The organism is Mycobacterium sp. IS-1742 (genome assembly GCF_001500125.1).
Classification (GTDB): domain Bacteria; phylum Actinomycetota; class Actinomycetes; order Mycobacteriales; family Mycobacteriaceae; genus Mycobacterium.
Window position 1 is genome coordinate 35485 of record NZ_LQIV01000021.1, and the last position, 26999, is coordinate 62483.

22 protein-coding genes and 1 pseudogene are annotated in these 26999 nt (G+C 69.7%); 11 read left to right on the forward strand and 12 right to left on the reverse strand.

The annotated features are described in order from the left end of the window. Position 1: 1 nt before the first annotated feature. A complete protein-coding gene (locus AU196_RS14005; RefSeq protein ID WP_059095685.1) occupies positions 2-913 on the reverse strand; it encodes an oxygenase MpaB family protein in 912 nt (303 codons plus the stop codon). Between the two features lie 76 nt (positions 914-989). Here AU196_RS14005 and AU196_RS14010 point away from each other — a divergent pair, with 76 nt between their 5' ends. The 4 genes from AU196_RS14010 to AU196_RS14025 all read left to right on the forward strand — a co-directional run bounded on the left by AU196_RS14010 (position 990) and on the right by AU196_RS14025 (position 4695). After that, entirely contained in the window at positions 990-1607 is a 618-nt protein-coding gene (locus AU196_RS14010; protein WP_059095686.1) for a TetR/AcrR family transcriptional regulator, read from the forward strand. Positions 1608-1742: 135 nt separating this feature from the next. Then, positions 1743-3935 (forward strand): acyl-CoA dehydrogenase family protein, encoded by a 2193-nt coding sequence (locus tag AU196_RS14015; protein ID WP_059095687.1) that lies wholly within the window; start codon positions 1743-1745, stop codon positions 3933-3935. Positions 3936-4036: 101 nt separating this feature from the next. Then, positions 4037-4333 carry a DUF4193 domain-containing protein gene (locus AU196_RS14020; RefSeq protein ID WP_059095688.1) on the forward strand — a complete coding sequence of 99 codons (297 nt, stop codon included), beginning with the start codon at positions 4037-4039 and terminating at the stop codon, positions 4331-4333. 119 nt (positions 4334-4452) lie between these two features. After that, positions 4453-4695 (forward strand): hypothetical protein, encoded by a 243-nt coding sequence (locus tag AU196_RS14025; protein WP_059095689.1) that lies wholly within the window; start codon positions 4453-4455, stop codon positions 4693-4695. A 1-nt stretch (position 4696) separates the two neighbouring features. Here AU196_RS14025 and AU196_RS14030 read toward each other — a convergent pair whose 3' ends face one another. Further along, positions 4697-5602 carry an ADP-ribosylglycohydrolase family protein gene (locus AU196_RS14030; protein ID WP_059095690.1) on the reverse strand — a complete coding sequence of 302 codons (906 nt, stop codon included), beginning with the start codon at positions 5600-5602 and terminating at the stop codon, positions 4697-4699. A gap of 58 nt (positions 5603-5660) precedes the next feature. Here AU196_RS14030 and AU196_RS14035 point away from each other — a divergent pair, with 58 nt between their 5' ends. Then, positions 5661-5969 carry a hypothetical protein gene (locus AU196_RS14035; RefSeq protein WP_059095691.1) on the forward strand — a complete coding sequence of 103 codons (309 nt, stop codon included), beginning with the start codon at positions 5661-5663 and terminating at the stop codon, positions 5967-5969. A 4-nt stretch (positions 5970-5973) separates the two neighbouring features. Here the strand turns inward: AU196_RS14035 and fadD2 are convergent, their stop codons facing one another. After that, positions 5974-7668 carry a long-chain-fatty-acid--CoA ligase FadD2 gene (fadD2, locus tag AU196_RS14040; protein ID WP_059095692.1) on the reverse strand — a complete coding sequence of 565 codons (1695 nt, stop codon included), beginning with the start codon at positions 7666-7668 and terminating at the stop codon, positions 5974-5976. A gap of 66 nt (positions 7669-7734) precedes the next feature. Here fadD2 and AU196_RS14045 point away from each other — a divergent pair, with 66 nt between their 5' ends. Together AU196_RS14045 and AU196_RS14050 are read left to right on the forward strand one after the other, a co-directional pair. Next, complete coding sequence (locus AU196_RS14045; RefSeq protein WP_197415789.1) at positions 7735-9024, forward strand: DNA polymerase domain-containing protein; 1290 nt, start codon at positions 7735-7737, stop codon at positions 9022-9024. A 151-nt stretch (positions 9025-9175) separates the two neighbouring features. Continuing rightward, the gene (locus AU196_RS14050; protein WP_059095694.1) at positions 9176-9631 is read left to right on the forward strand and encodes an STAS domain-containing protein; all 456 of its coding nucleotides are present in this window, start codon (positions 9176-9178) and stop codon (positions 9629-9631) included. Between the two features lie 172 nt (positions 9632-9803). Here the strand turns inward: AU196_RS14050 and AU196_RS14055 are convergent, their stop codons facing one another. The 4 genes from AU196_RS14055 to AU196_RS14070 form a co-directional block, all read right to left on the reverse strand. Beyond that, on the reverse strand, positions 9804-10355 hold the full coding sequence (locus AU196_RS14055) for a hypothetical protein (RefSeq protein ID WP_059095695.1): 552 nt from the start codon (positions 10353-10355) through the stop codon (positions 9804-9806). Between the two features lie 64 nt (positions 10356-10419). Beyond that, complete coding sequence (locus tag AU196_RS14060; RefSeq protein WP_059095696.1) at positions 10420-11046, reverse strand: class I SAM-dependent methyltransferase; 627 nt, start codon at positions 11044-11046, stop codon at positions 10420-10422. A 2-nt stretch (positions 11047-11048) separates the two neighbouring features. Next, positions 11049-11735 carry a thiaminase II gene (gene tenA / locus AU196_RS14065; protein WP_059095697.1) on the reverse strand — a complete coding sequence of 229 codons (687 nt, stop codon included), beginning with the start codon at positions 11733-11735 and terminating at the stop codon, positions 11049-11051. A 13-nt stretch (positions 11736-11748) separates the two neighbouring features. Next, positions 11749-12828: a GGDEF domain-containing protein gene (locus AU196_RS14070; RefSeq protein ID WP_059095698.1), complete on the reverse strand. Its 1080-nt coding sequence runs from the start codon at positions 12826-12828 to the stop codon at positions 11749-11751. Positions 12829-12972: 144 nt separating this feature from the next. Here AU196_RS14070 and AU196_RS14075 point away from each other — a divergent pair, with 144 nt between their 5' ends. Then, positions 12973-14184, forward strand: a complete 1212-nt coding sequence (locus tag AU196_RS14075; protein WP_059095699.1) for an NAD(P)/FAD-dependent oxidoreductase — start codon at positions 12973-12975, stop codon at positions 14182-14184. Between the two features lie 4 nt (positions 14185-14188). Here the strand turns inward: AU196_RS14075 and AU196_RS14080 are convergent, their stop codons facing one another. Beyond that, positions 14189-15100 (reverse strand): LysR family transcriptional regulator ArgP, encoded by a 912-nt coding sequence (locus tag AU196_RS14080; RefSeq protein WP_502687261.1) that lies wholly within the window; start codon positions 15098-15100, stop codon positions 14189-14191. A 167-nt stretch (positions 15101-15267) separates the two neighbouring features. Here AU196_RS14080 and AU196_RS26125 point away from each other — a divergent pair. Further along, positions 15268-16383, forward strand: a pseudogene (locus AU196_RS26125) (NCS2 family permease); the annotation flags it as partial. Between the two features lie 9 nt (positions 16384-16392). Here AU196_RS26125 and AU196_RS26365 read toward each other — a convergent pair. From AU196_RS26365 to AU196_RS14105, 4 genes are all read right to left on the reverse strand, one after another. Continuing rightward, positions 16393-17547, reverse strand: a complete 1155-nt coding sequence (locus AU196_RS26365) for a YihY/virulence factor BrkB family protein (protein WP_197415793.1) — start codon at positions 17545-17547, stop codon at positions 16393-16395. A gap of 78 nt (positions 17548-17625) precedes the next feature. Continuing rightward, positions 17626-17955 (reverse strand): STAS domain-containing protein, encoded by a 330-nt coding sequence (locus tag AU196_RS14095; RefSeq protein WP_059095702.1) that lies wholly within the window; start codon positions 17953-17955, stop codon positions 17626-17628. Then, complete coding sequence (locus AU196_RS14100) at positions 17955-22115, reverse strand: SpoIIE family protein phosphatase (protein ID WP_059095703.1); 4161 nt, start codon at positions 22113-22115, stop codon at positions 17955-17957. Before AU196_RS14100 ends, AU196_RS14095 begins: the two co-directional genes overlap by 1 nt. A 110-nt stretch (positions 22116-22225) precedes the next feature. Beyond that, complete coding sequence (locus AU196_RS14105) at positions 22226-23851, reverse strand: PucR family transcriptional regulator (RefSeq protein ID WP_059095704.1); 1626 nt, start codon at positions 23849-23851, stop codon at positions 22226-22228. A gap of 81 nt (positions 23852-23932) precedes the next feature. Here AU196_RS14105 and AU196_RS14110 point away from each other — a divergent pair, with 81 nt between their 5' ends. Next, positions 23933-25435: a CoA-acylating methylmalonate-semialdehyde dehydrogenase gene (locus tag AU196_RS14110; RefSeq protein ID WP_059095705.1), complete on the forward strand. Its 1503-nt coding sequence runs from the start codon at positions 23933-23935 to the stop codon at positions 25433-25435. Positions 25436-25516: 81 nt separating this feature from the next. Beyond that, positions 25517-26896: an aspartate aminotransferase family protein gene (locus AU196_RS14115; RefSeq protein WP_059095706.1), complete on the forward strand. Its 1380-nt coding sequence runs from the start codon at positions 25517-25519 to the stop codon at positions 26894-26896. The last annotated feature ends 103 nt before the right edge of the window (positions 26897-26999 follow it).

The following is a 26999-nucleotide window of genomic DNA, read 5'->3' on the forward strand; positions in this document are numbered from 1 at the left end:
GTCAGATCAGGGGACGTCCTGTGCGGATGCGCCGGTCCAGATCCTTGAGCAGCACGTTGAAGGGGAACTGCCGGACGAAGCGCGGCAGCATGTGGTTGACGGTGCGCAGCACGCCGATGAGCCGGTCGAACCGCCGCTGCCGCTCGGCGTCCCACGGCAACCGCATCTCGTCACGGAAGCGCTGCGGCAGGAAGCCGGTGGTGATCAGCAGGGCGAGTTCCTCGTTCCTGCGCTGCAGTGGCCCCGGCAGCCTCAGCCCGCGCAGCCGCGAGGCCGCGATCGGGTAGAGGTATTCGCGGACGGTGTCGTCGATGTGCACCTTGTCCAACGAGTCCTGCCAGTACTTGTCGAACGCCGCCCGGTCGGCGGGCCACATCCCCGGCGGGACCTGCAACGTGGTGCCCATCGTCATGCTGTCGCGGTAGTGCTCCTCGGCGGCCTGGTCGTCCATCTCACCGACGAAGAGCCGGTACACGTCGACCGCGCCCTTGTAGAGGCAGGCCGCCACCCACAACTGCAGGTCCTTGTCGAACGCGTGGTACTTCACCGGGCTCTCCTCGGTGGAGTACACCTGTGCGTGGGCCTTGTTCACGGCCCGGCGGAACGCGGCCTTCTGCGCGTCGCTCCCCCGAGTGGCGACGGCCAGATAGGTGAACGTGGTGCGGGCGCGCTTGACCGGGTGCAGGTCGACGCGACCGCTCTCCACGCGGCTCTCGAGCACTCCGTAACCGACCCCGGGCCGGGCCAGCTGCATGATCACGTTGGCCGGTCCGGCCAGCAGCGCCACGCCCATCAGCCCGTCCTCCATGCTGGCGGCGCGCCGGGCCAGCACAGGGGGCGGCGTCAGCGCGCCGGGGTGCGCCGGTGCGCTGACCGGACGCTCGACGTGCGGAATCGGTTCGCTGACCGTCATTGGCCACCCCTCATAATGTGAGAACGAATGTTTCCTGATTTTCTCCCGCCGCATCGACAGGTGTCAAGATGGGTGCATGGGACAGGTTCGGCCCTACCGCGGCGTCGAGGCGCCCGAACGCCTCGCGCAACGCAGGCATCGCTTCCTCGAGGCCGGCCTCGACCTGCTCGGTTCGGCCGAACACGATCTCGCCGAACTCACCGTGCGGGCGATCTGCCGCCGGGCCGGGGTGGCCGTCCGGTACTTCTACGAGTGCTTCCCCGACAAGGACGACTTCGTCGCGGCGGTCTTCGACTGGGTGATCACGGGCATCGCCACCACGACCCAGGCCGCCGCGGCCGCCGCGCCGCAGCGGACGCAGAGTCGTGCGGTGATGTCCGACATCGTCCGCACCATCTCCGAGGATCCCCGCATCGGTCGGCTGCTGTTCAGCTCGCAACTGTCCAACACCATCGTGGTGCGCAAACGCGCCGAATCCGGCGCCCTGTTCGCGCTGCTGTCGGGCAGGCATGCCAGCGCCGCGCTGCGGCAGTCCGAGAACGACCGCATCAAGGCCGCCGCGCATTTCGTGGTGGGCGGTGTCGGGCAGACGATCAGCGCCTGGCTGGCCCACGACGTGGCGCTCGAACCGGACGAGCTCGTCGACCAGCTCACCGCGATGATCGACCAGCTGGCCGATCCGCGGCTGTACTGATTCCCGCGCTTGGACACTGCGTCCACGGTCGCCGGCTCGGCAATGGGCCCAGCCCCCAGTGCAATCTCCGCCACCATCGGGGCCGCAAGGTAACGTGGCTCCCAACCAAGCGGTTAATAGGGAGGCAACGAAGCTATGCCCATCGCGATCAACGAAGAGCACAACGCGCTCGCCGACTCGGTGCGGTCCCTGGTGGCGCGCGTCGCGCCGTCGGAGGTCCTCCACGACGCCCTCGAGAACCCGATCCCCAACCCACCGCCGTTCTGGAAGGCGGCCGCCGAACAGGGCCTGCAGGGTGTGCACCTGCCGGAATCCGCGGGCGGGCAGGGCTTCGGCATCCTCGAACTCGCCATCGTGCTCGCCGAATTCGGCTACGGCGCCGTGCCCGGACCGTTCGTGCCGTCGGCCATCGCGAGCGCGCTGATCGCCGCACACGACCCCGACGCCAAGGCGCTCAGCGGACTCGCCTCCGGTGAGGTCATCGCCGCCTATGCGATCGACTCGGGGTTGACCGCCACCCGGCACGGCGACGCGCTGGTCATCCGCGGCGAGGTGCGCGCCGTTCCCGCCGCCGCCCAGGCCTCGGTGCTGGTCCTCCCGGTCGCCATCGATTCGGGTGACGAATGGGTGGTCCTCGACGCCGATCAACTCGAGATCGAGCCGGTGGCGAGCGTCGATCCCCTGCGGCCGGTGGCTCACATCCGCGCCAACGCCGTCGAGGTCACCGACGACCGTGTACTGGACAAGCTCAGTCCCGCCATGGCCCGCGCCCTGATCGTGACGCTGCTGTCCGCCGAGGCCATCGGCGTGGCGCGGTGGGCCACCGATACGGCGTCGGCGTACGCGAAGATCCGTGAGCAGTTCGGCAGGCCGATCGGCCAGTTCCAGGCCATCAAGCACAAGTGCGCCGACATGATCGCCCAGACCGAGCGGGCGACCGCCGCGGTGTGGGACGCCGCCCGCGCGCTCGATGACGTCCGCGAATCCGCCGCCGAGGAAACGCATTTCGAGTTCGCCGCCGCCGTCGCCGCGACACTGGCGCCGACCGCCGCGCAGCACTGCGTGCAGGAGTGCATCCAGGTCCACGGCGGTATCGGGTTCACCTGGGAGCACGACACCAACGTCTACTACCGCCGCGCTCTGGTGCTCGCCGCCGCATTCGGCCGCCGCGCCGACTATCCGCAGCACGTCGTCGACACCGCGACGACCACGGGCATGCGGCCGATCAACATCGATCTCGACCCCGACACCGAGAAGCTGCGTGAGGAGATCCGCGCGGAAGTCGCCGCGCTCAAGGCGCTGCCGCGCGAGGAGCGCACCGTCGCCATCGCCGAGGGCGGCTGGGTGGTGCCGCACCTGCCGACCCCGTGGGGCCGCGGCGCCGGGCCGGTCGAGCAGATCATCATCGCTCAGGAGTTCGCGACCGGCCGGGTCAAGCGGCCGCAGATGGGGATCGCCGCATGGCTGATCCCGTCGATCGTCGCGTTCGGCACCGACGAGCAGAAGCAACGGTTCCTGCCGCCCACGTTCCGCGGCGAGATGATCTGGTGCCAGCTGTTCTCCGAACCGGGCGCCGGCTCCGACCTCGCGAGCCTGACCACCAAGGCCACCAAGGTCGACGGCGGGTGGCGAATCACCGGTCAGAAGATCTGGACCACCGGGGCGCAGTACTCGCAGTGGGGCGCCCTGCTCGCCCGCACGGATCCGAATGCCCCGAAACACAACGGGATCACGTACTTCCTGCTCGACATGAACAGCGAAGGCGTGGAGGTCAAACCGCTGCGTGAGCTGACCGGCAACGCGATGTTCAACACGGTGTTCATCGACGACGTCTTCATCCCGGACGAACTCGTGCTCGGCGAGGTCGACCGCGGCTGGGAGGTCAGCCGCAACACCCTGACCAACGAGCGGGTGTCGATCGGCAGCAGCGAGCCGCCGTTCCTGGCGACGCTCGACGGTTTCGTCGACTTCATCCGCGACGGACACTTCGACCAGATCGGCCAGAACAAGGCCGGCCAGCTGATCGCCGAGGGGCATGCCGCCAAACTGCTCAACCTGCGCTCGACGCTGCTGACGCTGGCCGGCGGTGACGCGATGCCGTCGGCGGCCATCTCGAAGCTGCTGTCGATGAAGACCGGTCAGGGCTACGCGGAGTTCGCGGTGTCGTCGTTCGGCACCGATGCCGTGATCGCCGAACCGGATTCGCTGGAGTTCACGTGGGTGGAGTACCTGCTGGGCAGCCGGGCGACGACGATCTACGGCGGCACCTCGGAGGTGCAGCTCAACATCATCGCCGAGCGGCTGCTCGGACTCCCGCGCGATCCGTAATCCGCTGCGGTGTTTGATCAGTCGACGCGGCGGGAACAAGGGGCGATCAGCGTCCGTTGAGTGCTGTGCAGTTTCCCGCGACGACTTAAGAGGCAGCCATCATGACCGTGGACTACGACGCACCTCGCCGTAAGCAAGAAGACCTGGAATCCGACTCGCTCGACGAGCTGCCGGTGGGGCGGTCCGACGCCCGCACGGCGGTTCTCGACGTCGATGACGCCGAGGAAGTGGACTCCATCGACCTCCCCGGCGCCGACCTGTCCGGTGAGGAGCTCACCGTCCGGGTCATCCCCAAGCAGGCAGACGAGTTCACCTGCAGCAGTTGTTTCCTCGTGTTTCACCGCAGCCGGTTGGCCCGCGATTCCAACGGAACGATGATCTGCGCCGACTGCGCCTGACGTGACCGGGGGGCGGGCCCCGTTCACGAGTTCCGGCGCGATCCGATTGCGCACGTTTGCGCGACCGATCGCCGGGTACGGCGGTGTGCGCATCGGTCCGAACGGCGAAAGGAACGACCATGGCCACCGGAGAGACCGGCTTCGACGATGTGACGTACGACCTGATCTCGGTGCAGTACCACTCACTGAAGGCCGGACACGACTACGGGCAGTACGTGCGGGACGCCCGCAACGCAGGAATGGACGACGTCGCGTCGTTCTTCGAACAGGTGATGTCCGAGGACTCCGACCGGGCACGGCGGTGTCACGAGTTCCTCGGCCGCCTACAGGGGTCACATGCGGCCGGGCCGGCCGCCGGCTGACTCAGCCCGTCGAGACCCGCAGCTGCGCCAGTGCGGCGCTGAGCGCGTCCAGCGTCGCGCGCTCTGGCAGGTCGACGCGGTCCAGCCACGGGATGTCCGGGGTCTGCGGCGCGCGACCGCCGAGTATTCCGCCCGCGATCGCGGCGGCCGTGTCGGTGTCCCCGCCGAGCGACACCGCGTAGCGCAACGCGTCCGCGATCGGCAGGCTCCGCTCGGTGGTGTGCCGGACCACGTCGACCACCGCGGCCACCGCGTCGACGGCCTCCAGTGCCACCCCGTTGCGGCCGGGTCGCCATCGTCCCTCGACGGCGTCGCGCACCGCCGTCAGCTCCACGTCGAGACAGCGCTCGGCCCAGCCGACTTCGCGGGCGGCCGCATCCACTGACGACGCGCCGTCCACAGCGGCCGAGGCCATCGCCGACGCGATGGACGCGGCGGCGACGGCCGGCGCAGCGCCGTGGGTGGTCCGTGACAGGCCGGTGGTGACCGTACGCCGCAGATCGTCGCCGGCGACCGCCCATCCGATCGGCAGCGCGCGCATCGGGGCGCCGTTCGTGTCACCGCCCTCGGCCTGCAGTGCTCCGCTGCGCCCGAACCGCTCCACCGCCGCGCGGGTGCTGGGCCCGATCCCGCGGATGTGCGGGGCGGCCGCGGCGAGCCGGGTCAAGAAGTCCGCCTCGTCGACAACCGCCCCGCGATCGCGGAGGTATTCGGCGACCAGCAGGGTCAGCGCCGTGTCGTCGGAGGTGGCGCCGGACGGCCAGTCCCCGTGGCGAGGCAGTTCGTCTATGCCGGATGCGGGGATGTCCGCGGCCCGGCAGCCCTCCCACGGCACGCCCGCCGCGTCGCCCGCGGCGTAGGCGAGCAGACCCGCCCGGATACGGGCGGCTACCTGTGTGGTGTTCATACGTCTCGATTGTCCGCGTCGACCGTTTCCCCGGTGGCGTCCTGGGAAACCGGTGCCCATGACCGACGATGTGGAGAAGCGCTGGCGTGACCCGCAGACCTTCCGCGCGGCCGTCAAGTACGACGTGGCGGTGATCGCGGTCGCGGCGGTGTGCTTCGCGGCCTACGCGATTCCCGACGACCGGTCGCTCATCGCCGCGGTCCTCGTTCCCGTGGTGCTGTTCGCGGGCGGTGTGGGTGCGTTCGTCCAGACCTACCGGGTATGGAAACTCCGTGGCACGTGGCCGATCTGGCACGGCGCAGGGTGGTTCCTGTTCATGCTGTTCCTGCTGTGCCTGTCCGTGCCGGGGTCGGCGCTGAGCGATTAGCGGCCTACTCCGCCTTCCCGCCGTCGGGATCCATATCGCGCAGCTCGCGTTTGAGGATCTTCCCGGTCGGGTTTCGCGGCAACTCGTCGAGGAAGACGACCTCGCGGGGCACCTTGTACCGCGCCAGGTGTTCCTTGACGTAGCTCTTGATGCCCTCCTCGTCGACCGATGCGTTCTCGGCCTTGACGACGAACGCCCGCAGCCGGTGTCCCCACTCCTTGTCCTCGACGCCGAGTGCGGTCGCCTCCACCACCTCCGGGTGGCCGCTGATGAGGTCCTCCACCTCGGCGGGGAAGACGTTCTCGCCGCCGGACACGATCATCTCGTCATCGCGTCCGGACACGTAGAGCAGACCGTTCTCGTCGAAGTAGCCGACGTCACCCGAGGACATCAGCCCGTCGATGATCTGCTTGTGGCCGCCGCCGGTGTACCCCTCGAACGGGAAGGTGGTGCCGACGAAGATCCGGCCCACCTCACCGCGCGGCACCTCTTTGCCGTTCTCGTCGAAGAGTTTGACCCGCACCCCCTTGACGACCGGGCCGACCGTCGCCGGGTTCTTCTGCAGATCCTCCGGCCGGGCGATGGTCGCGAACGCGATCTCGGTCGAGCCGTACAGGTTGTAGATGACCGGGCCGATGTCCTTCATGGCCCTGGTCGCCAGTTCGGAGCCCAGCTGCGAACCCGAGACGAACACGATCCGCAGCGACGACAGGTCGGGTTTGGTGTCCAACGTCTCGATGTGGTCGAGGATCCGCGAGAGCATCACGGGCACCACCACCATCGCCGACGCCTTGTGCTTCTCGACGTCGGCGAGCACGGTGGCCGGTTTGAACCGCCGCCGCAGCACCAGCGTCGACCCCAGCATCATGCCGATGGTGGCGTGCAGGTAACCCAGCGCGTGGAACATGGGTGCGGGCAGCAGGGTGACCTCACCGGATTTGAAGGGCACGTGCGAAAGCACGCCACCGATCGGCGCGAGCGACAGCGGTGGCTTGCGGTTGGCGCCCTTCGGCGTGCCGGTGGTGCCGCTGGTGAGGATGATGACCGACGAATGCTTGGTCACCTTGGGCGCCGGTGTCTTGTCCCCGCGCGCGACGATGTCGGCCAGGGTCTCGGCGTCGCTCTCGGACGGCTCGCTGTTGTCGGGATTGGTGGGCAGCGCCCGCAGGAATCCCTTCTCGGGCTTCGCCTGCGACACCGCCTTGGAGTACTCGTCGTCGTGGATGATCAGCTTGGCGCCCTCCCGTTCGGACACCTCCTTGATCTGCGGACCGGAGAACTCGCTGTTGAGCAGGATGATCCGCGCACCCGTGCGGGCGGCGCCGTAGACGGCGACCAGGAACCAGCGGTGGTTGCGCGCCAGGATCGCGACGCCGTCGCCACCCTTGATCCCCTTGGCCAACAGTGCGTGCGCGACCGCGTGGGCGGCCTCGTCGAGTTCGGCGTAGGTCATCTCCCCCTCGTCGTCGATGACCGCGCGGCGGTCCGGGGTGCGACGGGCGTTGAGCGCCGGGATCATCCCGAACTCACCCCATCGGCGCATGTCGGCGACGAAGGCGGCCATGTTCTGCGGCGGTTCGAGCTGTAAGGCGCCCGCCTCGAACATCTTTCGGGCGTAGTGCAATTCAGCGGCACCGCGGTCGATATAGAGCTTGGCCTTCTCAGCAACCTGCGACGAGAGTTCAGTGAGCTTCGGCATGCCACCACAATATGTGAGCCATGTCGCAGCCGATGCGGGTATCGGGCAGTCCCTACCATGGCTGACATGGCCGGATCCCGGGCGCAGGGCCTGACGCTGGACATCGCCGGTCGCGCGCTGACCGTCACGCACCCCGACAAGGTCGTCTTCGACGCGTACGGCGGCCGGCCCGCGATCACGAAAATCGACCTGATCGACTACTACCTGGCCGTCGCCGACGGCGCCCTGCGCGGGGTGGCCGACCGGCCGATGATCCTCAAGCGGTTCGTCAAGGGCATCACCGAGGAGGCCGTGTTCCAGAAGCGCGCGCCGGCCAAGCGTCCCGACTACGTCGACGTCGCCGAGTTGAAGTACGCGTCGGGCACCTCGGCCAAGGAAGCGGTCATCCACGACGCCGCCGGCCTGGCGTGGGCGGTGAACGTCGGATGCGTCGACCTGAATCCGCATCCGACCCGCTCCGGCGACCTCGCCCATCCCGACGAACTGCGCGTCGACCTCGATCCGATGCCCGGCGTGGAATGGCAGCAGATCGTCGACGTCGCGCTGGTCGCGCGCGAGGTGCTCGAGGATCACGGGCTGACCGCGTGGCCGAAGACGTCGGGTTCGCGCGGCTTCCACATCTATGCCCGGATCGAACCGCGCTGGCCGTTCAAGTTCGTGCGGCTGGCGGCTCAGACGGTGGCGCGTGAGGTGGAACGGCGCGCGCCGGACCTGGCGACGAGCCGCTGGTGGAAAGAGGAACGCGAAGGCGTGTTCGTCGACTTCAACCAGAACGCCTTCGACCGCACCGTCGCGTCGGCGTACTCGGTGCGTGCCACCCCGGACGCCCGGGTGTCCACGCCGCTGCGCTGGGACGAGGTGCCGGGATGCCGTCCGGAGGCGTTCACCGTCGCGACCGTGCCCGCCCGCTACGCCGCCATCGGGGACCCGTGGGAGTCGATGGACGATCATCCCGGGCGGTTGGACGCGTTGCTCGATCTCGCCGACCGGCTGGGGCCGGCCGAGAAGGCACCGCGCGGCGCCACGCGCTCAGGGGGCACCGGCAGGCGGCAGTCGGTGATGCCGCTCATCGAGATCGCCCGCACCAAGACCAAGGACGAGGCGCTGGCCGCACTCGACACCTGGCGTGCGCGCCATCCCGCCGCGGCGGACCGGCTCGAGCCACCCGACGTCCTCGTCGACGGGATGCGGGGCCCCAGCTCCATCTGGTACCGGATCCGGATCAACCTCCAGCACGTCCCGGAGGAGCAGCGCCCACCGCAGGAACCCCTGCTGGCCGACTACAGCCCGTGGGTCAACTACACCGGTCCCCAGGCGGGTGGGCAGCCGCGGCACGACACGGATACCGACCGGTAACAATCGCATCACGAGTCCCGCGAATAGCAACTCTTACCAAAGGTTTAGCGGTAGCTCCCAGCGGCCTTAAATTCGCCGCATAACTTTGGGGTCACGTTGAGGTGGCAAAACAACGAAGCCATTCCAGCGAAACGCCGACGGGAGACCGCTCATGACGCTCACGAGCACATCCACTGGTTCACACAGCGCCTTTCACTATGGCAACCCGTCATTCGACTGCGATCGCGTCCGGATGCGGGCCCGTTGCCGTCAACTCGCGACGGTCGTCTCGGTCACGGGCGACATCGACGCCGACAACCTGTCGTGCGTCGCGGAGTACGCGAGGCGCTTCGTCCTCGCCGAGAAGCCGTTCATCCTCGATCTCAGTGGTGTGAGTTCCTTTGCCGCAGAAGGTCTCTCACTGTTCTACGACATCGACGGCCGTTGCGCCGACGCCGACGTCGAATGGTCGGTGATCGGCAGCCAACCCGTTCTGCAGGTGCTGCGCGCCTCCGGCACTCTCGAAGACATGCCGGTGACCGCATCCGTTCCGGAGGCCCTGCATCACTTCAGCGAGGGCATCCTGGCGCGGCGCCGCCTGCTCCCCCTCCTGACCAAGACAGCCTGACACGGAAAGGCAAACACATGCTCATCGACGTTCGTTGGCTGACCTTCCTGCTCAAGCGCAGGCATCACATCCACCACGTGCACACCGCCGCCTGATCCGACCTTTGCCCGAACGCGCCGCCACGGTGACCACTGTGGCGGCGCGTCGGCGTCGAGAGGACTCCCCGACCGGATCAGGACGGCAGCAGACGCTGCACCAGGCCTCTGGACACTTCCTCGGGACGGTACTGCTCGGCGGCGTACGCACCGATGGCGGTGATCGCGCCGGTCAGCGCGGGAACCGCCCACTGCAACATGGTGAGCTGCTTCTGGGCGGCCGCCACCTCGGGCGGGGTGGTGGCAGCGGGCGTGGTGCCGTCGGAGACCGGGACGTCGCGGTGCGCGGAGACCTTCTGGCCGAGCATGCGGCTGTACGCCGTGACGCCGAGCGCGGCGACGGTCAGCACCGTCTTGGTCGCCGCCATGGTGGGCACACCCTGCTGAACCTTCATGCGGCCGAGGTCGTGTTTGAGCAGACCGGCGGCGCCGACCAGGTGCACCCCGATCGCGGCGGCGTTCACCGGGGTCCAGCGGTCCCAACCCTCGTTCGCGACCGCGCCGGCTCGCGAGGGGTCGCCCCCCGCTGCCGCGGCGGGGTTCAGCGCGACGGCGTTGGCCAGGGTGCCGCCGAACCACGCAGCGAGACCGAGATCGTGCAGTTGATGAAAGACGGTGGCGCGGGCCATGAGAACTCCTCGAGCAGGATGACGTGAGGCCCGCGTCATACCCGGGAGCCGGGATGGTAAACGGCTACCCGCGCCCCTTGATCCACCGCCACTGCCCAGGTGTCCACTCACCGGCGTCCGGAAGGCTGTCGCTCACCGCGGCCACCACACCCGGCCACCACTCCGGGTGGTAGTCGTCCCCCGACAGCCAGCCGCCGGGCCTCACCTTCGGCGCCCACGCCGCGATGTCGGCGCACACGCTCTCGTAGTCGTGCCGGGCGTCGATGTGCACCCACGCCAGCGAGTCGTCGTCGAACATCCGTGACGCCGACACCGAGTCGGTGATCAGGAGCGCGACGGTGTCGGCGAACCCACAGGCGATGACGTTGCGGTGCAGCAGCCCGGCGAACGTGCCTCCGCCGAACTCGACGGCGGGTCCGTGGGCGTTGATCTCGCGGGCGCCTTCGGGACCGCTCCCCCGGCATGTGTCGACGCCGACGATGTCTATCCGCCGACCCGACTGTTGCACGACCTCGGCCAGTGAGCACAGGCTCCGGCCGAGATAGCTGCCCACCTCCACGAACCGGGGGGCGGCAGCCCGGTCCCCGCCGCCGAAGTGCGCGACGGCCTCCTCCTGGGCCTGCCGCCAGCCGAACCAGCCCGGGATGTCCTCCCAGCGTCGGACGGGAGCGTCGAAGGAATGCTGCACCATGATCAGACCGGCCAGACCTCGCGGCGGTGCGCCGCGTCGAAGAACATCCACTCGTAGCGCGACGTCGTGACGAAGTGGGCGCGCGCGGCGGCTTCCTCCGCTGCCGTCAGTGCGGGACCGGTGCGGTCGGCGAGGTCGAGGACCTGCGCGACGGTGGCGGCGAACTCCTCACCCCCGTAGCTGTCGATCCACCGTTGGTACCGGGGGTCCGGCGAGCCACGCCCGATCAACTCTTCGCCCACCCGCGCGTAGATCCAGTAGCACGGCAGGACCGCGGCGAGGCCTTCGGCGAAACTGCCGCCGTAGACCGTGGCGAGCAGGTAGCTGGTGTAGGCGCGGGTCGTCGGCGCCACCGGCACCCGGTCCACGCCGGCGGGGTCCAGCCCGATCTCCGGGAGCAGCGTCCGGTGCAGCGACAACTCGACCTCGACGATGTCCGAGGCGTGGCGGGCGAACATCGCGGTGTCCGCCAGGGTCGGGGCCTTCGCGCCGACCACGGCGAGTGCCCGCGCGTAGTCCCGCAGATAGTGCACGTCCTGGGCGACATAGTGCGCGAAGACGTCCTGATCCAGGGTGCCGTCGGTGAGCCCCGCGGTGAACGGGTGGGCCATGATCGCCGAGAAGATCGGCACGGTCTCGCTCCACAGCCGCTGTGACCAGGTGTTCGTCGATTCGTCAGGCGCGTCCATCGCGGTCAACGTATCAGCAGCACGCGGTGCGGTCGTCGTGACGGAACCGGTTGCCGCCGGCACGCTTCGCCGCATACATGGCGTGGTCGGCGGCGCCGATGAGCGTGTGGATCACGGTCTGGCCCTCCCCCTCCACCGGCAGGCACACCGCCGCGACACCGACGCTGGCGGTGACCCGGAACGGGACCACTTCCACGGCGGCGCACATGCGCTGGGCCCAGTCGTCGATCCGCCCGGCCTCGAGGAGGTCGGCGATCAGGAACTCCTCACCTCCGAGCCGGCCCACGACCGCGGTCTCGCCTGATCCGCCGCGCAGTGCGCGGGCGACGGCGACGAGCGCCTCGTCACCGACCGCGTGCCCGTGACTGTCGTTGAGTTGTTTGAAGTCGTCGAGGTCGATCACCGCCACCGCGAGATGGACGTGCCGGTCGCGGTGCGCGGTCAGCAGGTGCTCGATCTGCTGGTAGACCGCGCGCCGGTTGAGCAGACCCGTGAGGGGATCGCGGGCGGCCCGCAGCAGATCCGCGCCGAGCGCGTGGACGACGGCCTGCACGGCGAACGGGACCGCGATGTTGAGCACCAGGACCAGCAGGAGCAGGCCGACGGCCAGTGCCGGGTCGGCGGTCTCGACGGCGAGCCGGGTCGCCTGCAGCACACCGACGTACAGCGCGACGCCGAAGTTGTACACCATGTACCCGGGCGTGTGGAACAGCGCGATGTACCCGCCGGTGGTGGCGAAGACCGTGCAGCCCATCAGCCCGACCATCGGGTCGTCCTGCACGCAGCACGCCAGTGTGATGAACAGGTTCGCCGCCAGGATGTAGGCGACCGACTGACCGCGCGTGGGCCAGCGAAGCGCCCACAGCACGGCGGCGACCAGCCCGCCGAGCACCGCGGTCCGGGTCAGCACCTCGGTGACGCCGCCGTCCGGCCCCTGCGCTCCCATCGCCAGAATCGCGGGAACGAGCGCCAGCGCCGCGGTGCTGAACGCCAGATTCCACCGCGCCACCCCGAGCATCCCGCGGGCCCGTAGGTATCCGGTGATCCAGTCGAAGTGGTCCGGTTGCCGCCACCACCGACGAAGCGCTCGCACCAGCGATCCCCCCTTACGCCACTGGCTCCCGCACATTCGCTGGACATCACCGGCGGTGCTCGCCGCAGCCTAGCGCAGAGGTCTCGGACCGACCTTCCGAGCGCGGCATGGTTGGCAAAGCGTCCGCGCGGGTAACGCCTGCGCGTGAACACCACCGCCGACCCGGTCGACCGTTCCTTCGATGTCCTGGTCGTCGGCGGCGGCAACGCCGGGGTGAGTGCGGCCGCGCGCCTGATCCGCAAGGGCATCGCCGACGTCGCGTTGATCGAACCGCAGCGCGTCCACACCTACCGGCCGTTGCTGTCCTACGTCGGCGGCGGGCAGGCGTCGATGCGTGACGCCGAGCGGACTCAGCGGTCGGTGACCCCACGCGGGTGCACCTGGCTCCAGGACTCGGTGGTGATGATCGACGCGTCCGACCGCACGGTGTGGTGCGCGACGGGCCGCCGGTACCGCTATCGGGACCTCATCCTCGGCACCGGCCTGGTACCCGACACCGGCGCGCTGCCGGGCCTCCACACCGCACTGGACGCGCCGGGAGTCGCGAGCAACTACGTGAACCGCGCGGAGGAGACCTGGCGGCTCGTGCAGGCCATGCCTCGGGGAGGACGCGCGGTGTTCACCGTGCCACGCCCGCCGGTGAGCTGCACCGCGACGACGATCAAACCGCTGTTCCTCGCCGCCGCGCACTGGAAGCGCACGGGGCGCTTCCCCGGGGTGGACATCACCCTGGTGGTCGACCGCCCGGAGCTGGTCCCGGCCCCGCGCATCGACGCCCGACTGCGCGAGCATCTGCGGGCTCTGAATGTGCGCGTCCTGTTCGACACCGCGGTGACCGAACTGAGTCCCGGCCGGCGCAGCATCACGGTCACCGGCCGCGACGGCAGCGACGAACACCTGCCGTACGACATGCTGCATCTCGTGCCGCCGTTCCGCGGCGCCCGGTGGCTGGAAGGTTCGGGGCTGACCGATGCGCAGCCACACGGCCTCATCGACATCGATCCGGAGACCCTCAGACACCGGGCATTCCCGGAGGTCTGGGCGGCCGGCGACGCCGCGGCCGTCGAGACGGACCCGTCGGGCGGTGCGCTGCGCAGGCAGGTCTCCATCCTGGTCGACAACCTGCTCGCCGCCCGCGACGGCCGACAGCTCCAGCGGTACGACGGTTACACGGTCGCGCCGGTCACGACCGACGCGCACCGCTTGATCCCCGGTGAGTACGACCGATCCGGATCGGTGGCATCGTCGCTGCCGTCGTTCGTCGACCCGCTCGAATCCCGTCGCATCGCCTGGGCGTTCGACCGCTACGTACTGCCCCGCACCTACTGGAACCTCATCCTCAAGGGGCGCGTCTGAATTCTCAGCGCCGCCGTGGCAGACCGCCCGCCGCGGACCGGACCGCAGCGGTGAGCCGGGCCACGAGCGGGCTGTCGAGCTTCCAGCACTGCCAGTACAGCGGGACGTCGAGGTGGACGTCGGCGACGCGGACGAACGCACCGTCGGCCAGGTCGGGCGCGGCCAGTTGTTCCGGGTACATCCCCCAGCCCAGCCCGGCGCGCACCGCCGCGCCGAACCCCTCGGCGGTGGGCACGTAGTGCACCGGGCGGGTGATCGCGCGGCGAAATGCCCTGCGAATCAACATGTCCTGCAACGCATCGTCACGATTCCACGCCAACGACGGGGCGTGCGCCGCGGTGGCCGCGGTGAACCCGTCGGACAGGTGGCGCTCCACGAACGCCGCGCTTGCGACGGGCAGGTACCGCATCACCCCGAGGGGCTGCACCCGGCAGCCGGGCACGGGGCTGCGCTCGGTGGTGACCGCCCCCATCACCACGCCTTCGCGCAGCAACCGCGCCGAGTGGTCCTGATCCTCGATCCGCAGGTCGAACAACACGTCGCCGACGTCGCCGAGCACGGCGGTGAACCACGTCGCCATGGAGTCCGCGTTGACGGCGACCGCCACCCGCGGCGTGCGGGCGGCGCCCGGACCGCCGAGCTCGCCGAGCGCCTCGGCCTCCAGGAGGGCCGTCTGCGCGGCGAGCCGGAGCAGCGGGACACCCGATGGTGTTGCGCGGCAGGGCTTCTCCCGCACCACCAGCACCTGTCCGACCCGCTGCTCGAGCGCTTTGATGCGCTGACTCACCGCGGACGGTGTCACGTGCAGATGCGCGGCGGCCGCGTCGAAACTGCCGAACTCGACCACCGCGGCGAGCGCGGCGAGCTGGTCGGCGCCGAGACGGGTCTCATCGCGCGGCCGGGGCGCAGAAGTGATCACCGCCCCAATCTAGGAACGTCGCGCCGCCGCCGTGGTAACTCGCCGTCCGCGGCGGTGCACCTTAGGGTCGTCCCATGAATCGCCTCGATCGCTTCTTCGAGATCTCGGCACGCGGGTCCACGCTCGGCGCCGAGGTCCGTGGTGGCCTCGTCACGTTCATCGCGATGGCCTACATCATCGTGCTGAACCCGATCATCCTGTCGAGTTCGGTCGACGTCGAGGGCAACTCGTTGCAGTTCGCCCAGGTTTCGGCGACCACGGCGCTCGCCGCGGGCGTGATGACGATCCTGTTCGGGCTGATCGCGCGGTTGCCGTTCGCCTTCGCCGCCGGGCTCGGGATCAACTCGTTCCTGGCGACGACGGTGGTCGGCGAGGTCACCTGGCCCGAGGCGATGGGCCTGGTCGTCATCAACGGCCTGATCATCGTGCTGCTGGCGGTGACCGGGCTGCGTCGGCTGGTGTTCGACGCGGTGCCCATGCAGCTCAAACTGGCGATCACCGCGGGCATCGGGCTGTTCATCCTGTTCATCGGCCTCGTCGACGCCGGTTTCGTCAGCTCGACCGGTTCGGCCTCGCCCCCGGTCGGCCTCGGGACCGACGGGCTGGGCTCGATCAGCACGGTGCCGACCGTCATCTTCGTGGTCACGCTGCTGGTCACCGGGGTGCTGGTCGCACGGCGGGTGCGCGGCGGCATCCTCATCGGCTTGGTGGCGGGCACCGCGATCGCGGTCGTCGTCGAGGCGATCTGGGATCTGGGCTCGGCGCAGGACAAGGACGGCGGCTGGAGCCTGTCGGTGCCGCAGCTGTCCGGTTCGCCGTTCGCGTTCCCGGATCTGTCGCTGGTCGGCGAGTTCAGCCTCACCGACAGCTTCCAACGCATCGGCATCCTCGCGGCGGTGATGCTCGTCTTCACGTTGGTGTTCGCGAACTTCTTCGACGCGATGGGCACGTTCACCGGGCTGTCGAGGGAGGCGGGTCTCTCCGACGATCGGGGTACCTTCCCGCGGTTGCGCTCCGCGCTGATCGTCGAAGGCGCGGGCGCGGCGGTCGGCGGCGCGTCGTCGGCGTCGTCCAACACGGTGTTCATCGAATCCGGGGCCGGCATCGAAGAGGGTGCGCGCACCGGTCTGGCGAACCTCGTGACCGGCGCCCTGTTCCTCGCCGCGATGTTCGTCTCCCCCTTGGCGTCGATCGTGCCGACGGAGGTGGCGGCGGCCGCGCTGGTGATCGTGGGGGCGATGATGGTCTCGCAGCTGCGGCACATCGAGCTGTCGGAGTTCTCGGTGGTGCTACCGGTGGTCCTCACCGTGGCTGCCATGCCGTTCACGTACTCCATCGCCAACGGCATCGGTGTCGGGTTCATCTCGTGGGTGGTCGTTCGCTCCGGCGCGGGTAAGGCCCGCGAGATCAGCCCGCTGCTGTGGGTGGTCGCCGCCGGCTTCCTCGTGTACTTCGCCCGCAGCTGGATCGAGAACCTCATGGGCGTCTGAGCGGTTGGCCTCGAACGTCACCGCCACGTGTTGAAAACCCTTGACCCGCTCGGCTTTCGCCTTACGGGTGTAGGTGCGGCGGTCGGCGGAGGTCAGGGTCACCGCATCGGTGAACGGGGTGAGCAGCGCGCGCGGATACAACCGGTCGACCCGCACCACATTGAGCTCCGCGCACAGCACCAGGCTGACCGAGATGAGATAGAGGAACGCCAGCAGTCCGAGGACGAGGGCGAACACGGTGTTGGTGGCGCTGGCCGAACTGACCGTCCGCGCGACGTAGCCGGCGCCGAACCACTGCAGGAACTGCCAGACCAGTGCTCCGGCGAGCGCGCCGGGCAGCACCTGGCGGTAGGTGAGTTCGCGGCTCGTCGTCGTCCGGAACGCCACCAGCAGGATGCCGGTGTTGATCGCGATGGTCCCCACCAGGACGCCGGCCGTGCCGAACACGCCGAGATCGTCGACGGCCCGCCCGACGGCGGACAGCACCGTTGCCGCGATCGCCGCCGACCCCAGCACCAGCAGGAGCAGCAGACTGCGGATCCGTGACCGGATCGGATCCGGACGCACGTTGCGGGGCACCGCCCACACCGTGTTCATCGCGTTCTGAACGGCCTGTCCGACACCGGATCCGCCGTAGAGCGCACCGAGGATGCCGACCACCACGGCGACCGCCCCGCCGCTGAGCTGTTCGGGCTGTGCCAGCTGCTCCCCGATCAGCGGGAACTGGCTGACGGTCGACTCCACGATCTGCTGCTGCAGATCCGGGCGGCCGACGAGCACCACACCCAGCACGGTGGTGAGCAGGAGCAGCAGCGGGAACAGTGAGACGAAGGCGTAGTAGGTGATCAGCGCCGCGAGGTAACCGCCCTGGTCGTCGACGTACTTGTAGATCACCGCGAGGATGTAGCCGATGACGCGGCTGCGCTGTTGCAGCCTGTCGAGCCAACCGATCACCGCAGCCACCTTTCGGACAGTGCGCCCGGCATACCCCCTGCGACCGGTGAAAACACCCCGAGGTGGTCCGCGAACCGCCTAGGCGTCGGCGGGCTTCGCCGGTTCCACGGTGGCCAGTTGGTCGATGCCGCTGATCCGCAGCACCGGGATCAGGTACGGATTGGCGACCAGGCGCATCTGCGGCACCTGATCGGCGTGCACCGACAACGCACCGATCGCTGCGCTGTCCAGGTATTCGACGGCGCTGAGGTCCACCGTCACCGTGCCTGCGCCGTCCGCCGCCTCGATCACGGTCACCAGTGCGCGGGTGAACGTGTCGACGTTGCTCAGGTCGATCTCGCCCACGGCGACCAGGAGAGGGCTGCCGTCGGTGTGCCGGTCGGCGTTGACGGTGAGCTGCGTGACCATCAGATGATCCTCGCGTCGAGGTGAACCGCGGTCCCCTCGTGTCCGGGCCTGATCGTCACATCGTCCATCAGACCCTCCATCAACGCGACACCGCGGCCGCGCCGGGTGTCCACCTTCGTCCGCGGTGTCTTCCACGAGCCGGTGTCGAGTACCGACACCTGGAGCCGGTCCACCAGCGCGGTCGCCCGCAGGGTGACGTGACCGTCGGGCCGGTCACGGTGCCCGTGCTCGATCGCGTTGGCGACCGCCTCACCGGTGGCGATGAGCACGTTCATGGCCTGATCCGGCCCCACCCCGGCCTGGGTCAGCCAATCGCGAAGAGCCGTCCGCGAACTCGCGAGATATTCGTTGCGCGCCGGGAACACCATGTCGAGCGGGGCGGGCTGGCGGTAGAGCAGCAGCGCGACGTCGTCCTGATAGCCACCGTCGGGCGAGAGGCGGGACATCAGCCGGTCGGCGACCGCGTCGAGCCCGTCGGACCGGCCCTCGGCGACCAGGTCGGCGGCTCGGCCGATACCCGTCTCCAACGAGGCGCGGCGACGCTCCACCAGCCCGTCGGTGTAGAGCAGCAACGTGGTCCGCGCGGACAGCGTCACCCGGGCCTCCGGCCGCTCCTGCTCGGGCCGCAGAGCCAGCGCGAATCCGCGGGCGTCGTCGAGCACCCGGGTCCCGCCGTCGGAGTCGACGAGGATGGGTGGCGGGTGCCCGGCGCTGGAGTACACCAGTTCACCGCTGTGCGGGGACAGCACCGCACACCACACGGTCGTGCAGCGCGCACCGGGCAGCCTGGCCGCGAACCGATCGAGGCCCGCCAGCGCCGCCTTCGGGCTCGGCTGGTCGAGCAGCAGCGCGCGGCACGCGCTGCGCAGTTGGCCCATGACGGTGGCCGCCTCCAGGTCGTGGCCGACGCAGTCGCCGACGACCAGGCCGATGCACCCGCCGTCGAGGTCGACGACGTCGTACCAGTCGCCGCCGACCTGCAGGGGCCGGGTCGCCGGGTGGTAGCGGACCGCGAACCCGCCCGGCAGCCGGGCCGGGCCGAGGATCGCGTGCTGCAGCGTCAGCGCGGTCTCCCGCTGCTGGTCGAGCCGGTGCACCCGCTGCAGACCCTGACCGAGACGGCCAGCGAGAACGGTGAGCAGCGTGTGGTCCTCCGGGGTGAACGGACGTCGTTCGAGCAGCTCGATCCACAGGACCAGCACGCCGCGGGGATGTTGCAGCGTGATACCCGCCGTGCCGTACTCCCCGGTGTCGGCGGTCAACACGTTGGCGTCGCGCAGTCTGGTGATCGTATGACGTTGTCGGACAGTCAGATCCGCCCACTGAACGGGTTCGCCCGCGCAGATGATGTCCGGGTCGACGTCGGTGTCCGCGCCGGGGAAGGTCACGGCCAGCACGCGTCGCGCCTGCCACAGCCGGTGCAGTTCCCCGACGGCGGCGCGCAACGCGCCGTCGAGCGTGTCCGCCTCCGCCAGTTGCTCGTTCAGCGCGGCCAACGCGGTCTCGCGCTGAACGGTGTAGTGCTCGGCGGTGACGTCGCGGAACGTGCCGACGGCGACACGCTGCCCGGTGTCGGGGTCCCGCGCGGGGTTGAAACTCGCGTTGACCCACAGTCGGTGCCCGTCGCGGTGCACGACCGGGAAGGTGAAGTCCCCGCGGCTGTGTTCCATCACGCCGCCGAACGCCTGACTGGTCTGCCGGTAGCCCTCGGGATCGATGGCCGGGTCGGGCCACCACGGCTGTTCGGGTTCGTACGGCAGTCCTTCGGGGCCGTAGCCGAGGATGTCGGTGAACGCGGCGTTGATCTCGATGATCGCCCCCCGTTCGTCGCAGACGAAGAACGCCTCCTGCAGCGAGTCGATCAGCGCGGTGCGCCAGCGGCTGTGGTGGTTGCGCAACCGCGCCAGTGCCACGTTGGCCCGTACCCGCGCCAGGAGTTCAGCCGCCGCAAACGGTTTCACGAGGTAGTCGTCGGCGCCGGCATGCAGACCCTCGATGGACGATTCCTGGCCCGCCCGGGCCGACAACAGCAGCACCGGCAGTGCGGCGGTGCGGGATTCGGTGCGCAGCGCCGCGAGGAGTTCGAGGCCGTCGACGCCCGGCATCATGACGTCGCTGACGACGAGGTCGGGTAGGTCCGACCGGATGGAGTCCAATGCCTGCCTGCCGTCGGACACCGCGGTGACCTCGTACCCGGCGCCGCGCAGCAGACCGGTGAGGTAGGCGCGCATGTCGGCGTTGTCGTCGGCGATCAGGACCCGGGCGGGTACGACGGCGGCGCCGTCCGCGGGCACGGTCGCGGTGATTCCCTGCCCGTCCTCGATCTCGGAGTCCGACGCGGGCAGCCAGCGCAGCGCCTCCTGCAGATAGGGGTCGGCGATGGTGGAGACGCCGGACGTTCGTCCGGCGGGCACGACGTCGTCCGGCGGCAGATGGGCCGAGCCGAACGGCATCCGGATCGTGAAGGTGGTGCCGCGGCCCTCTTCGCTGCGGGCGCCGATGGTGCCTCCGTGCAGGCCGATCAACTCCTTGACGAGAGCAAGGCCGATCCCGCTTCCCTCCGTAGACCGGGCATCGGCCGTCTCGACGCGGTGGAACCGCTCGAAAAGACGGGGCATCTCCGTGTCGGGGATCCCGACCCCGGTGTCGGCCACCGTGACCACCGCGGCGCCGGCGTCGTGGGTGACCCGCACGGTGACGGCGCCGTCCAGGGTGAATTTCAGCGCGTTGGACAGCAGGTTGAGGACGACCTTCTCCCACATGTCGCGGTCGACGTAGACGGGTTCGGCAAGCGGCGGGCAGTCGACGGTGAACTCCAGGCCCGCCCGTTCGATCGCCGACCGGAACACGCTCGCCAGCTCCGCGGTGACGGCGGCCAAGTCGACGGGTTCGAACCGGGCCCGCATGCGGCCGGCCTGGATGCGGGAGAAGTCGAGCAACGTGTTGACCAATTTCGCGAGCCGTAACCCGTTGCGGTGCACCAGCTCCAGTTCCTCACGCGCCTGCGCGTCGAGGCCGGCGTCACGGCGCAGCTCGGCCAGCGGCCCGAGGATCAGCGTGAGCGGGGTGCGGAACTCATGGCTGATGTTGGAGAAGAACGTGGTCTTGGCCAGGTCGAGCTCGGCGAGCTCCTCGGCCCGCCGCTGCTGGGCCCGGTAGCTGCGGGCGCTGCCGATTCCGGCGGCGATGTGCCCGGCGACCAGCTCGATGAACCCCCGGTAGGGCGCGTCCAGGCGGCGGTGCGAGTTCAACGCCGCCACCAGGAACCCGACCGGGTCGGCGCCCTGCTGCAGCAGCGGGACCACCAGAGCCTGCGCGGGCGGGTCGGGCCAGACCCCTCGGGGCAGGCCCAGCGATTCGTCGTCGAGGTCGAGCAGCACGGTCTCACCCTCGGCGGGCAGCCGGACCGGCCACACCGACATTCCGTCGGCCGACATCGTTTCCGGTGCCGCCGCGTGTCCGGGTCCGATCCCGCTGCTCGCGGCGAGCCGCGCGTCACCGTCGTCCGCGAACAGATAGGTCAGTGTGAACGGCAGATCGTACGGGTTGCGGCTGAGCTGTTCGGCGGCGAAGTCGAGCATCTGCCGCTCGGTGCGGACCACGCTCGGATCCGACCCGAGGTCGCGCAGCGTCGCCATCCGGCGCTCGGCGATCACCCGCTCGGTGTCCTCGCTCACCACGCACAGCATGCCGACGACGTGACCGCCGTCGTCGCGCAGCGGGCTGTAGGAGAAGGTGTGGTAGGTCTCCTCGGAGTAGCCGGACCGTTCGAGGAACAGCAGCAGCGCCGAATCCCAGGTGGCCTGTCCGGTCGACAGGACCGATTGGATGCGCGGACCGATGTCGGGCCAGATCTCGGCCCACACCTCGCTGGCCGGCCGGCCCAGCGCCCACGGGTACTTGCGGCCCAACGTGTCCCGCCGGTAGGCGGCGTTGCAGAAGAACGTCAGATCCGGGCCCCATGCCATCCACATCGGGAACCGCGACGACAGCAGGATGTTGACGGCGGTGCGCAGGCTCTGCGGCCAGGTCGTGGGCGATCCGAGTGCGGTGGCCTCCCAGTCGACCACGGCGAGGTGGCGGCCCACGTCCGGGTCCGCACCGAAAAGCGCGTTCGCAGAGGAGGTCAACGAAGCCGCCCCAGCTTCCTCAACGCCCAACCCACATCCCTCTCAGCGCCGCGGATCGACGCGCGAAGGCGTCCGGAGTCATCCGTGAGTGCAGGCTGCCCAAAGCGGGTGAAAGTGAAACTTGATTCCCGTGGCCGCGACTACCGGTCCCGGGTGAGCGCGGCGGGGGCGGCCCGCCGTCGTGCGTCGAGAATCAGGACGGCCACATGCAGCGAGGTCATCGACTCCGCGTCGTCGAGGTCGACGCCGAGGGTCCTGGCGATGGCAGCCAACCGCTTGTAGAGCGCGGGACGGCTCATGTGCAGGCGCTGCGCCAACGCCGCCTTGTTACCCGCGACCTGCAGATAGTGGCGGAGCACCTCCAGATTGGACGGCACACGCCCCTCGTCGTCGAGCAGCAGTGCCCGCAGTTCGGTCTCGGCGAACTGCTGCACCCGCGGGTCGTCGCGCAACAGCGCGATCAGACCGCGCAGGCGCACGTCGGAAGCGCGGTAGACCGCCTGGGTGTGGCCGTGCATCGCGATGGCGACCTCACCGACGTGGGCGGCCTGGCCCAGGCCATGGATCGCCTCGACGATCTCGGCGGCCGGGTCGCCGACCGCGCACACCGACCGGGCCTCCGAACGGGCGGCGCCGTCCAGGCGCCGCAGTTCGGCGTGCATGCGTTCGCCGAGCGCGGTCAGCGCCCGGTCCCAGCCGCCCCGGGCCGGGTCGAGCGCCAGCAGCGCGCCGATCTCCCCGTCACGGCGGATCGAGCACAGCGCGGTGTGGCCTGCGGCGTTCACCGTGTGCGCGACGGCGTCCAGCAGTGCGACGTTACGTTGTTGCGCGACAACGGGATCTGATGTGCCCGTGTTTCGGTCGACCCGCACGACGACGGGCAGGTAGCGGGTGGACCTGCGCAGTCCGAGCGCATGCGCCCGCGCGGCGGCCTCGCGTTCGTCGGTGATGCGGCCCGCGATCACGTCGTCGATCAGCCCGCTCTGCGCCTGCTGGTGCAGCCCGCTGCGGTTGCGTTCGATCATCCGGTGCAGCGCCAGCGCCGCCGCCGCGCGTTCGAGGACCATCGTGGCGCGGGCCCGGTCGGCGGGCGGCACGGGGACGATGAGTCGCCCCCACTCTTCGCCACGCGGCCCGACGGAGGTGACCGCCCAGTCGCCGCCTGCGCTCATCCGTGACCGCCGCTCCCAGTCCTGCAGCAGCGTCACGGCCGCATCCCCGCCCGGCGCGACGGCGAGCGCCTGATGGGCCAGATCCTCGAGGACGACGGGTTCGTCGAGGATCCGCGCCGCCGCGTCGACGATGCCGGCCGCGGACGCGCGTTTCATGCTCAGCTCGGTGAAGGTCTCGTGTACGCGCCGGTCGAACGCCACCTCGTCGTACTGGGCGGCCACGATGCGCCGGTGCACCACCTCGGTCACCGCGACGAACTTGATCTGCCGGTGCAATGCGACGAGTGAGAGGTCCAGACGCTCGGCGTGGGCGACGACGCTGTCGGGCACCGCCGCCATCGCCGTCCCGAGTTCGACCACCACGCCCACGGCACCGGCGTCGGCGAGCCCCTGCAGGTAGCGCTGCGGATCGCCGGCCAGCCCGCCCCCGGTGGTCAGCACCAGCTCGCCACCCTGCAGCAGCGCGGACAGGTCTGCCACGTCGCCGACGTGGACCCAGCGGATCGGATCGTCCCAGCGGCGCGCGCTGAGCACCTCGGGTGCACCGCGCGCGACGACGGGGAGACCGATCACGTCGGACACCGTCACAGCCATTTACACACTGTAGCCCCGCCGCCCGATTCGGTGACATCATGCAACCGCGCACCGGGCCGGCGCGGCGGCACACTCGAGAGCATGCCGAATACCGTTCACCACTGGTGCAACAACGACATCTTCGCTGGCGCGTCGCAGGCCACCGCGCCGGTGACCAATCCGGCGACCGGTGAGGTGACCGGTCAGGTCGCGCTGGCGACCGTCGAGGACGCCCGTGCGGTGATCGAGGCGGCCGCGGCGGCGTTCCCGGCGTGGCGCGACACCTCCCTGGCCAAGCGCACCTCGATCCTGTTCACCTTCCGCGAACTGCTCAACGCCCGCAAGGACGAGTTGGCCGCGATCATCACCGCCGAACACGGCAAGGTGCTCTCCGACGCCCTGGGCGAGGTCTCCCGCGGCCAGGAGGTCGTCGAGTTCGCCTGCGGCATCGCCCATCTCCTCAAGGGCGGCTTCACCGAGAACGCCTCGACCAACGTCGACGTGTACTCGATCCGCCAGCCGCTCGGTGTCGTCGGCGTGATCAGCCCGTTCAACTTCCCCGCGATGGTGCCGATGTGGTTCTTCCCCATCGCGATCGCCACCGGCAACACCGTGGTCCTCAAACCCAGCGAGAAGGATCCGTCGGCATCGCTGTGGCTGGCCCGGTTGTGGGCCGAGGCCGGTCTGCCGCCCGGAGTGTTCAACGTCCTGCAGGGCGACAAGACCGCGGTCGACGAACTCCTGACCCACCCGAAGGTCAAGGCCGTCTCGTTCGTGGGATCGACCCCGATCGCCCAATACGTCTACGCCACCGGCACCTCCACGGGCAAGCGCGTCCAGGCCCTCGGCGGAGCGAAGAACCACGCGGTGATCCTGCCCGACGCCGACCTCGACCTGGCCGCCGACGCCATGATCAACGCCGGCTTCGGCTCGGCCGGCGAACGCTGCATGGCCATCAGCGCGGCCGTGGCCGTCGGCCCGATCGCCGACGACCTCGTCGCCAAGATCAGTGAGCGGGCACGCGCCCTCCGAACCGGTGACGGCACCACGGGTTCGGACATGGGCCCGCTGGTCACCAAGGCCCACCGCGACAAGGTGGCGTCCTACATCGACGCCGGTGAAGCCGACGGCGCCAAAATCGTCGTCGACGGCCGCACGGTGCAGGCCGACGGCGGAGCAGACGGCTTCTGGCTCGGCCCCACCCTGATCGACAACGTCACCCCCGAGATGAGCGTCTACACCGACGAGATCTTCGGCCCCGTGCTGTCCGTACTGCGGGTCGAAACCTACGACCAGGCGCTAAACCTCATCAACGCCAACCCCTACGGCAACGGCACCGCGATCTTCACCAACGACGGCGGCGCCGCCCGCCGCTTCCAGAACGAGGTCGAAGTCGGCATGGTCGGCATCAACGTGCCCATCCCCGTGCCGATGGCCTACTACAGCTTCGGGGGCTGGAAGAACTCACTGTTCGGCGACAGCCACGCCCACGGCACCGAAGGCGTGCACTTCTTCACCCGCGGCAAGGCCATCACCCAACGCTGGCTCGACCCCAGCTCGCGCTCCGGGGGCGGCATTGACCTCGGCTTCCCACAAAACAGCTGATCATCGCGCCGAGGGTACGGTTGTTGAACGCATCGCCCGAGTAGCGGCGTCAACAACCGTACTTTCGGCGCAGGAGGAAACATGACACTGACCAACGAGACCACCCTCCCCAACGGCCTGTCGGTCGACGACGCCCGGGCCGAGGCCACGCGCGCGTACGAACTCGACCGCAAACACGTCTTCCACTCGTGGTCGGCGCAGGCCGAGATCACGCCGATGACGATCACCGCCGCGCAGGGCAGCTACATCTGGGACGGCGAGGGCCGTCGCCTGTTGGACTTCTCCTGTCAGCTGGTCAACACCAACATCGGCCATCAGCACCCGAAGGTCGTCGCGGCCATCCAGGCACAGGCCGCCAAGCTCTGCACGGTCGCGCCGCAGCACGCCAACGACGCCCGCTCCGAGGCCGCCCGGCTGATCGCCGAGCGCACGCCCGGTGAGCTCGACAAGGTGTTCTTCACCAACGGCGGCGCCGACGCGGTCGAGCACGCGGTGCGGATGGCGCGGCTGCACACCGGCAAGTACAAAGTGCTGAGCCGGTACCGCTCCTACCACGGCGGCACCGAGACGGCGATCAACCTGACCGGCGACCCGCGCCGGTGGCCGAACGACCACGGCAACGCCGGCGTCGTGCACTTCTTCGGCCCGTTCCTGTACCGCTCGCAGTTCCACGCCACCACCGTGGCGGAGGAGTCGGCCCGGGCGCTGGCCCACCTGGAGGACGTCGTCCGGCTCGAGGGCCCATCCACGATCGCCGCGATCGTGCTCGAGTCCATCCCCGGTACCGCGGGCATCATGATCCCGCCGCCCGGCTACCTGGCCGGCGTCCGTGACATCTGCGACCGCTACGGCATCGTGATGATCGCCGACGAGGTGATGGCCGGGTTCGGGCGCAGCGGCAAGTGGTTCTCGATCGACCACTTCGGCGTCACCCCCGACCTGCTCACCTTCGCCAAGGGCGTCAACTCCGGTTACGTGCCGCTCGGTGGCGTCGCCATCAGCCCCGCGATCGCCGAGACCTTCGCCCACCGCCCCTATCCCGGCGGCCTGACCTACTCCGGCCATCCGCTCGCGACGGCGGCCGCCGTGGCCACCATCACCGCGATGGAGGACGAGGACATCGTCGGCAACGCCGCCCGCATCGGGGCCGAGGTGCTCGGACCCGGCCTGGCCGAGCTCGCCGCCCGGCACCCCAGCGTCGGTGAGGTCCGCGGCGCGGGCGTGTTCTGGGCGATCGAATTGGTCGCGAACCGGGAGACCCGGGAACCGCTGGCCCCGTACGGCGCGAGCAGCGCGGCGATGAACGCGGTGGTTGCGGCCTGCAAGGAGAACGGCCTGCTGCCGTTCGCGAACTTCAACCGCATCCACGCCGTGCCGCCGTGCACGGTCACCGCCGACGAAGTCCGCGAAGGTCTCGCAATCCTCGACCAGGCACTCGCCGTCGCCGACTCGCACCTGTGAACCGTTAGGACCCCTCGCCGGAACACGCCGGCGCCTCGGCATCCGTAGGGTTGGTGGGCGAGAGCGTTCGGCACGTGCGCGACGGCGCGCCGTTTCGACATCG

Bases quoted from the DNA above. Each gene is read 5' to 3' on its own strand.
- AU196_RS14115 (WP_059095706.1), top strand. From the start codon at position 25,517: ATGACACTGACCAACGAGACCACCCTCCCCAACGGCCTGTCGGTCGAC.
- AU196_RS14010 (WP_059095686.1), top strand. From the start codon at position 990: ATGGGACAGGTTCGGCCCTACCGCGGCGTCGAGGCGCCCGAACGCCTC.
- AU196_RS14035 (WP_059095691.1), top strand. From the start codon at position 5,661: ATGACCGACGATGTGGAGAAGCGCTGGCGTGACCCGCAGACCTTCCGC.
- AU196_RS14110 (WP_059095705.1), top strand. From the start codon at position 23,933: ATGCCGAATACCGTTCACCACTGGTGCAACAACGACATCTTCGCTGGC.
- AU196_RS14045 (WP_197415789.1), top strand. From the start codon at position 7,735: ATGGCCGGATCCCGGGCGCAGGGCCTGACGCTGGACATCGCCGGTCGC.
- AU196_RS14105 (WP_059095704.1), bottom strand. From the start codon at position 23,851: ATGGCTGTGACGGTGTCCGACGTGATCGGTCTCCCCGTCGTCGCGCGC.
- AU196_RS14025 (WP_059095689.1), top strand. From the start codon at position 4,453: ATGGCCACCGGAGAGACCGGCTTCGACGATGTGACGTACGACCTGATC.
- tenA (WP_059095697.1), bottom strand. From the start codon at position 11,735: ATGGACGCGCCTGACGAATCGACGAACACCTGGTCACAGCGGCTGTGG.
- AU196_RS14055 (WP_059095695.1), bottom strand. From the start codon at position 10,355: ATGGCCCGCGCCACCGTCTTTCATCAACTGCACGATCTCGGTCTCGCT.
- AU196_RS14030 (WP_059095690.1), bottom strand. From the start codon at position 5,602: ATGAACACCACACAGGTAGCCGCCCGTATCCGGGCGGGTCTGCTCGCC.
- fadD2 (WP_059095692.1), bottom strand. From the start codon at position 7,668: ATGCCGAAGCTCACTGAACTCTCGTCGCAGGTTGCTGAGAAGGCCAAG.
- AU196_RS14050 (WP_059095694.1), top strand. From the start codon at position 9,176: ATGACGCTCACGAGCACATCCACTGGTTCACACAGCGCCTTTCACTAT.
- AU196_RS14095 (WP_059095702.1), bottom strand. From the start codon at position 17,955: ATGGTCACGCAGCTCACCGTCAACGCCGACCGGCACACCGACGGCAGC.
- AU196_RS14060 (WP_059095696.1), bottom strand. From the start codon at position 11,046: ATGGTGCAGCATTCCTTCGACGCTCCCGTCCGACGCTGGGAGGACATC.
- AU196_RS14015 (WP_059095687.1), top strand. From the start codon at position 1,743: ATGCCCATCGCGATCAACGAAGAGCACAACGCGCTCGCCGACTCGGTG.
- AU196_RS14005 (WP_059095685.1), bottom strand. From the start codon at position 913: ATGACGGTCAGCGAACCGATTCCGCACGTCGAGCGTCCGGTCAGCGCA.
- AU196_RS14020 (WP_059095688.1), top strand. From the start codon at position 4,037: ATGACCGTGGACTACGACGCACCTCGCCGTAAGCAAGAAGACCTGGAA.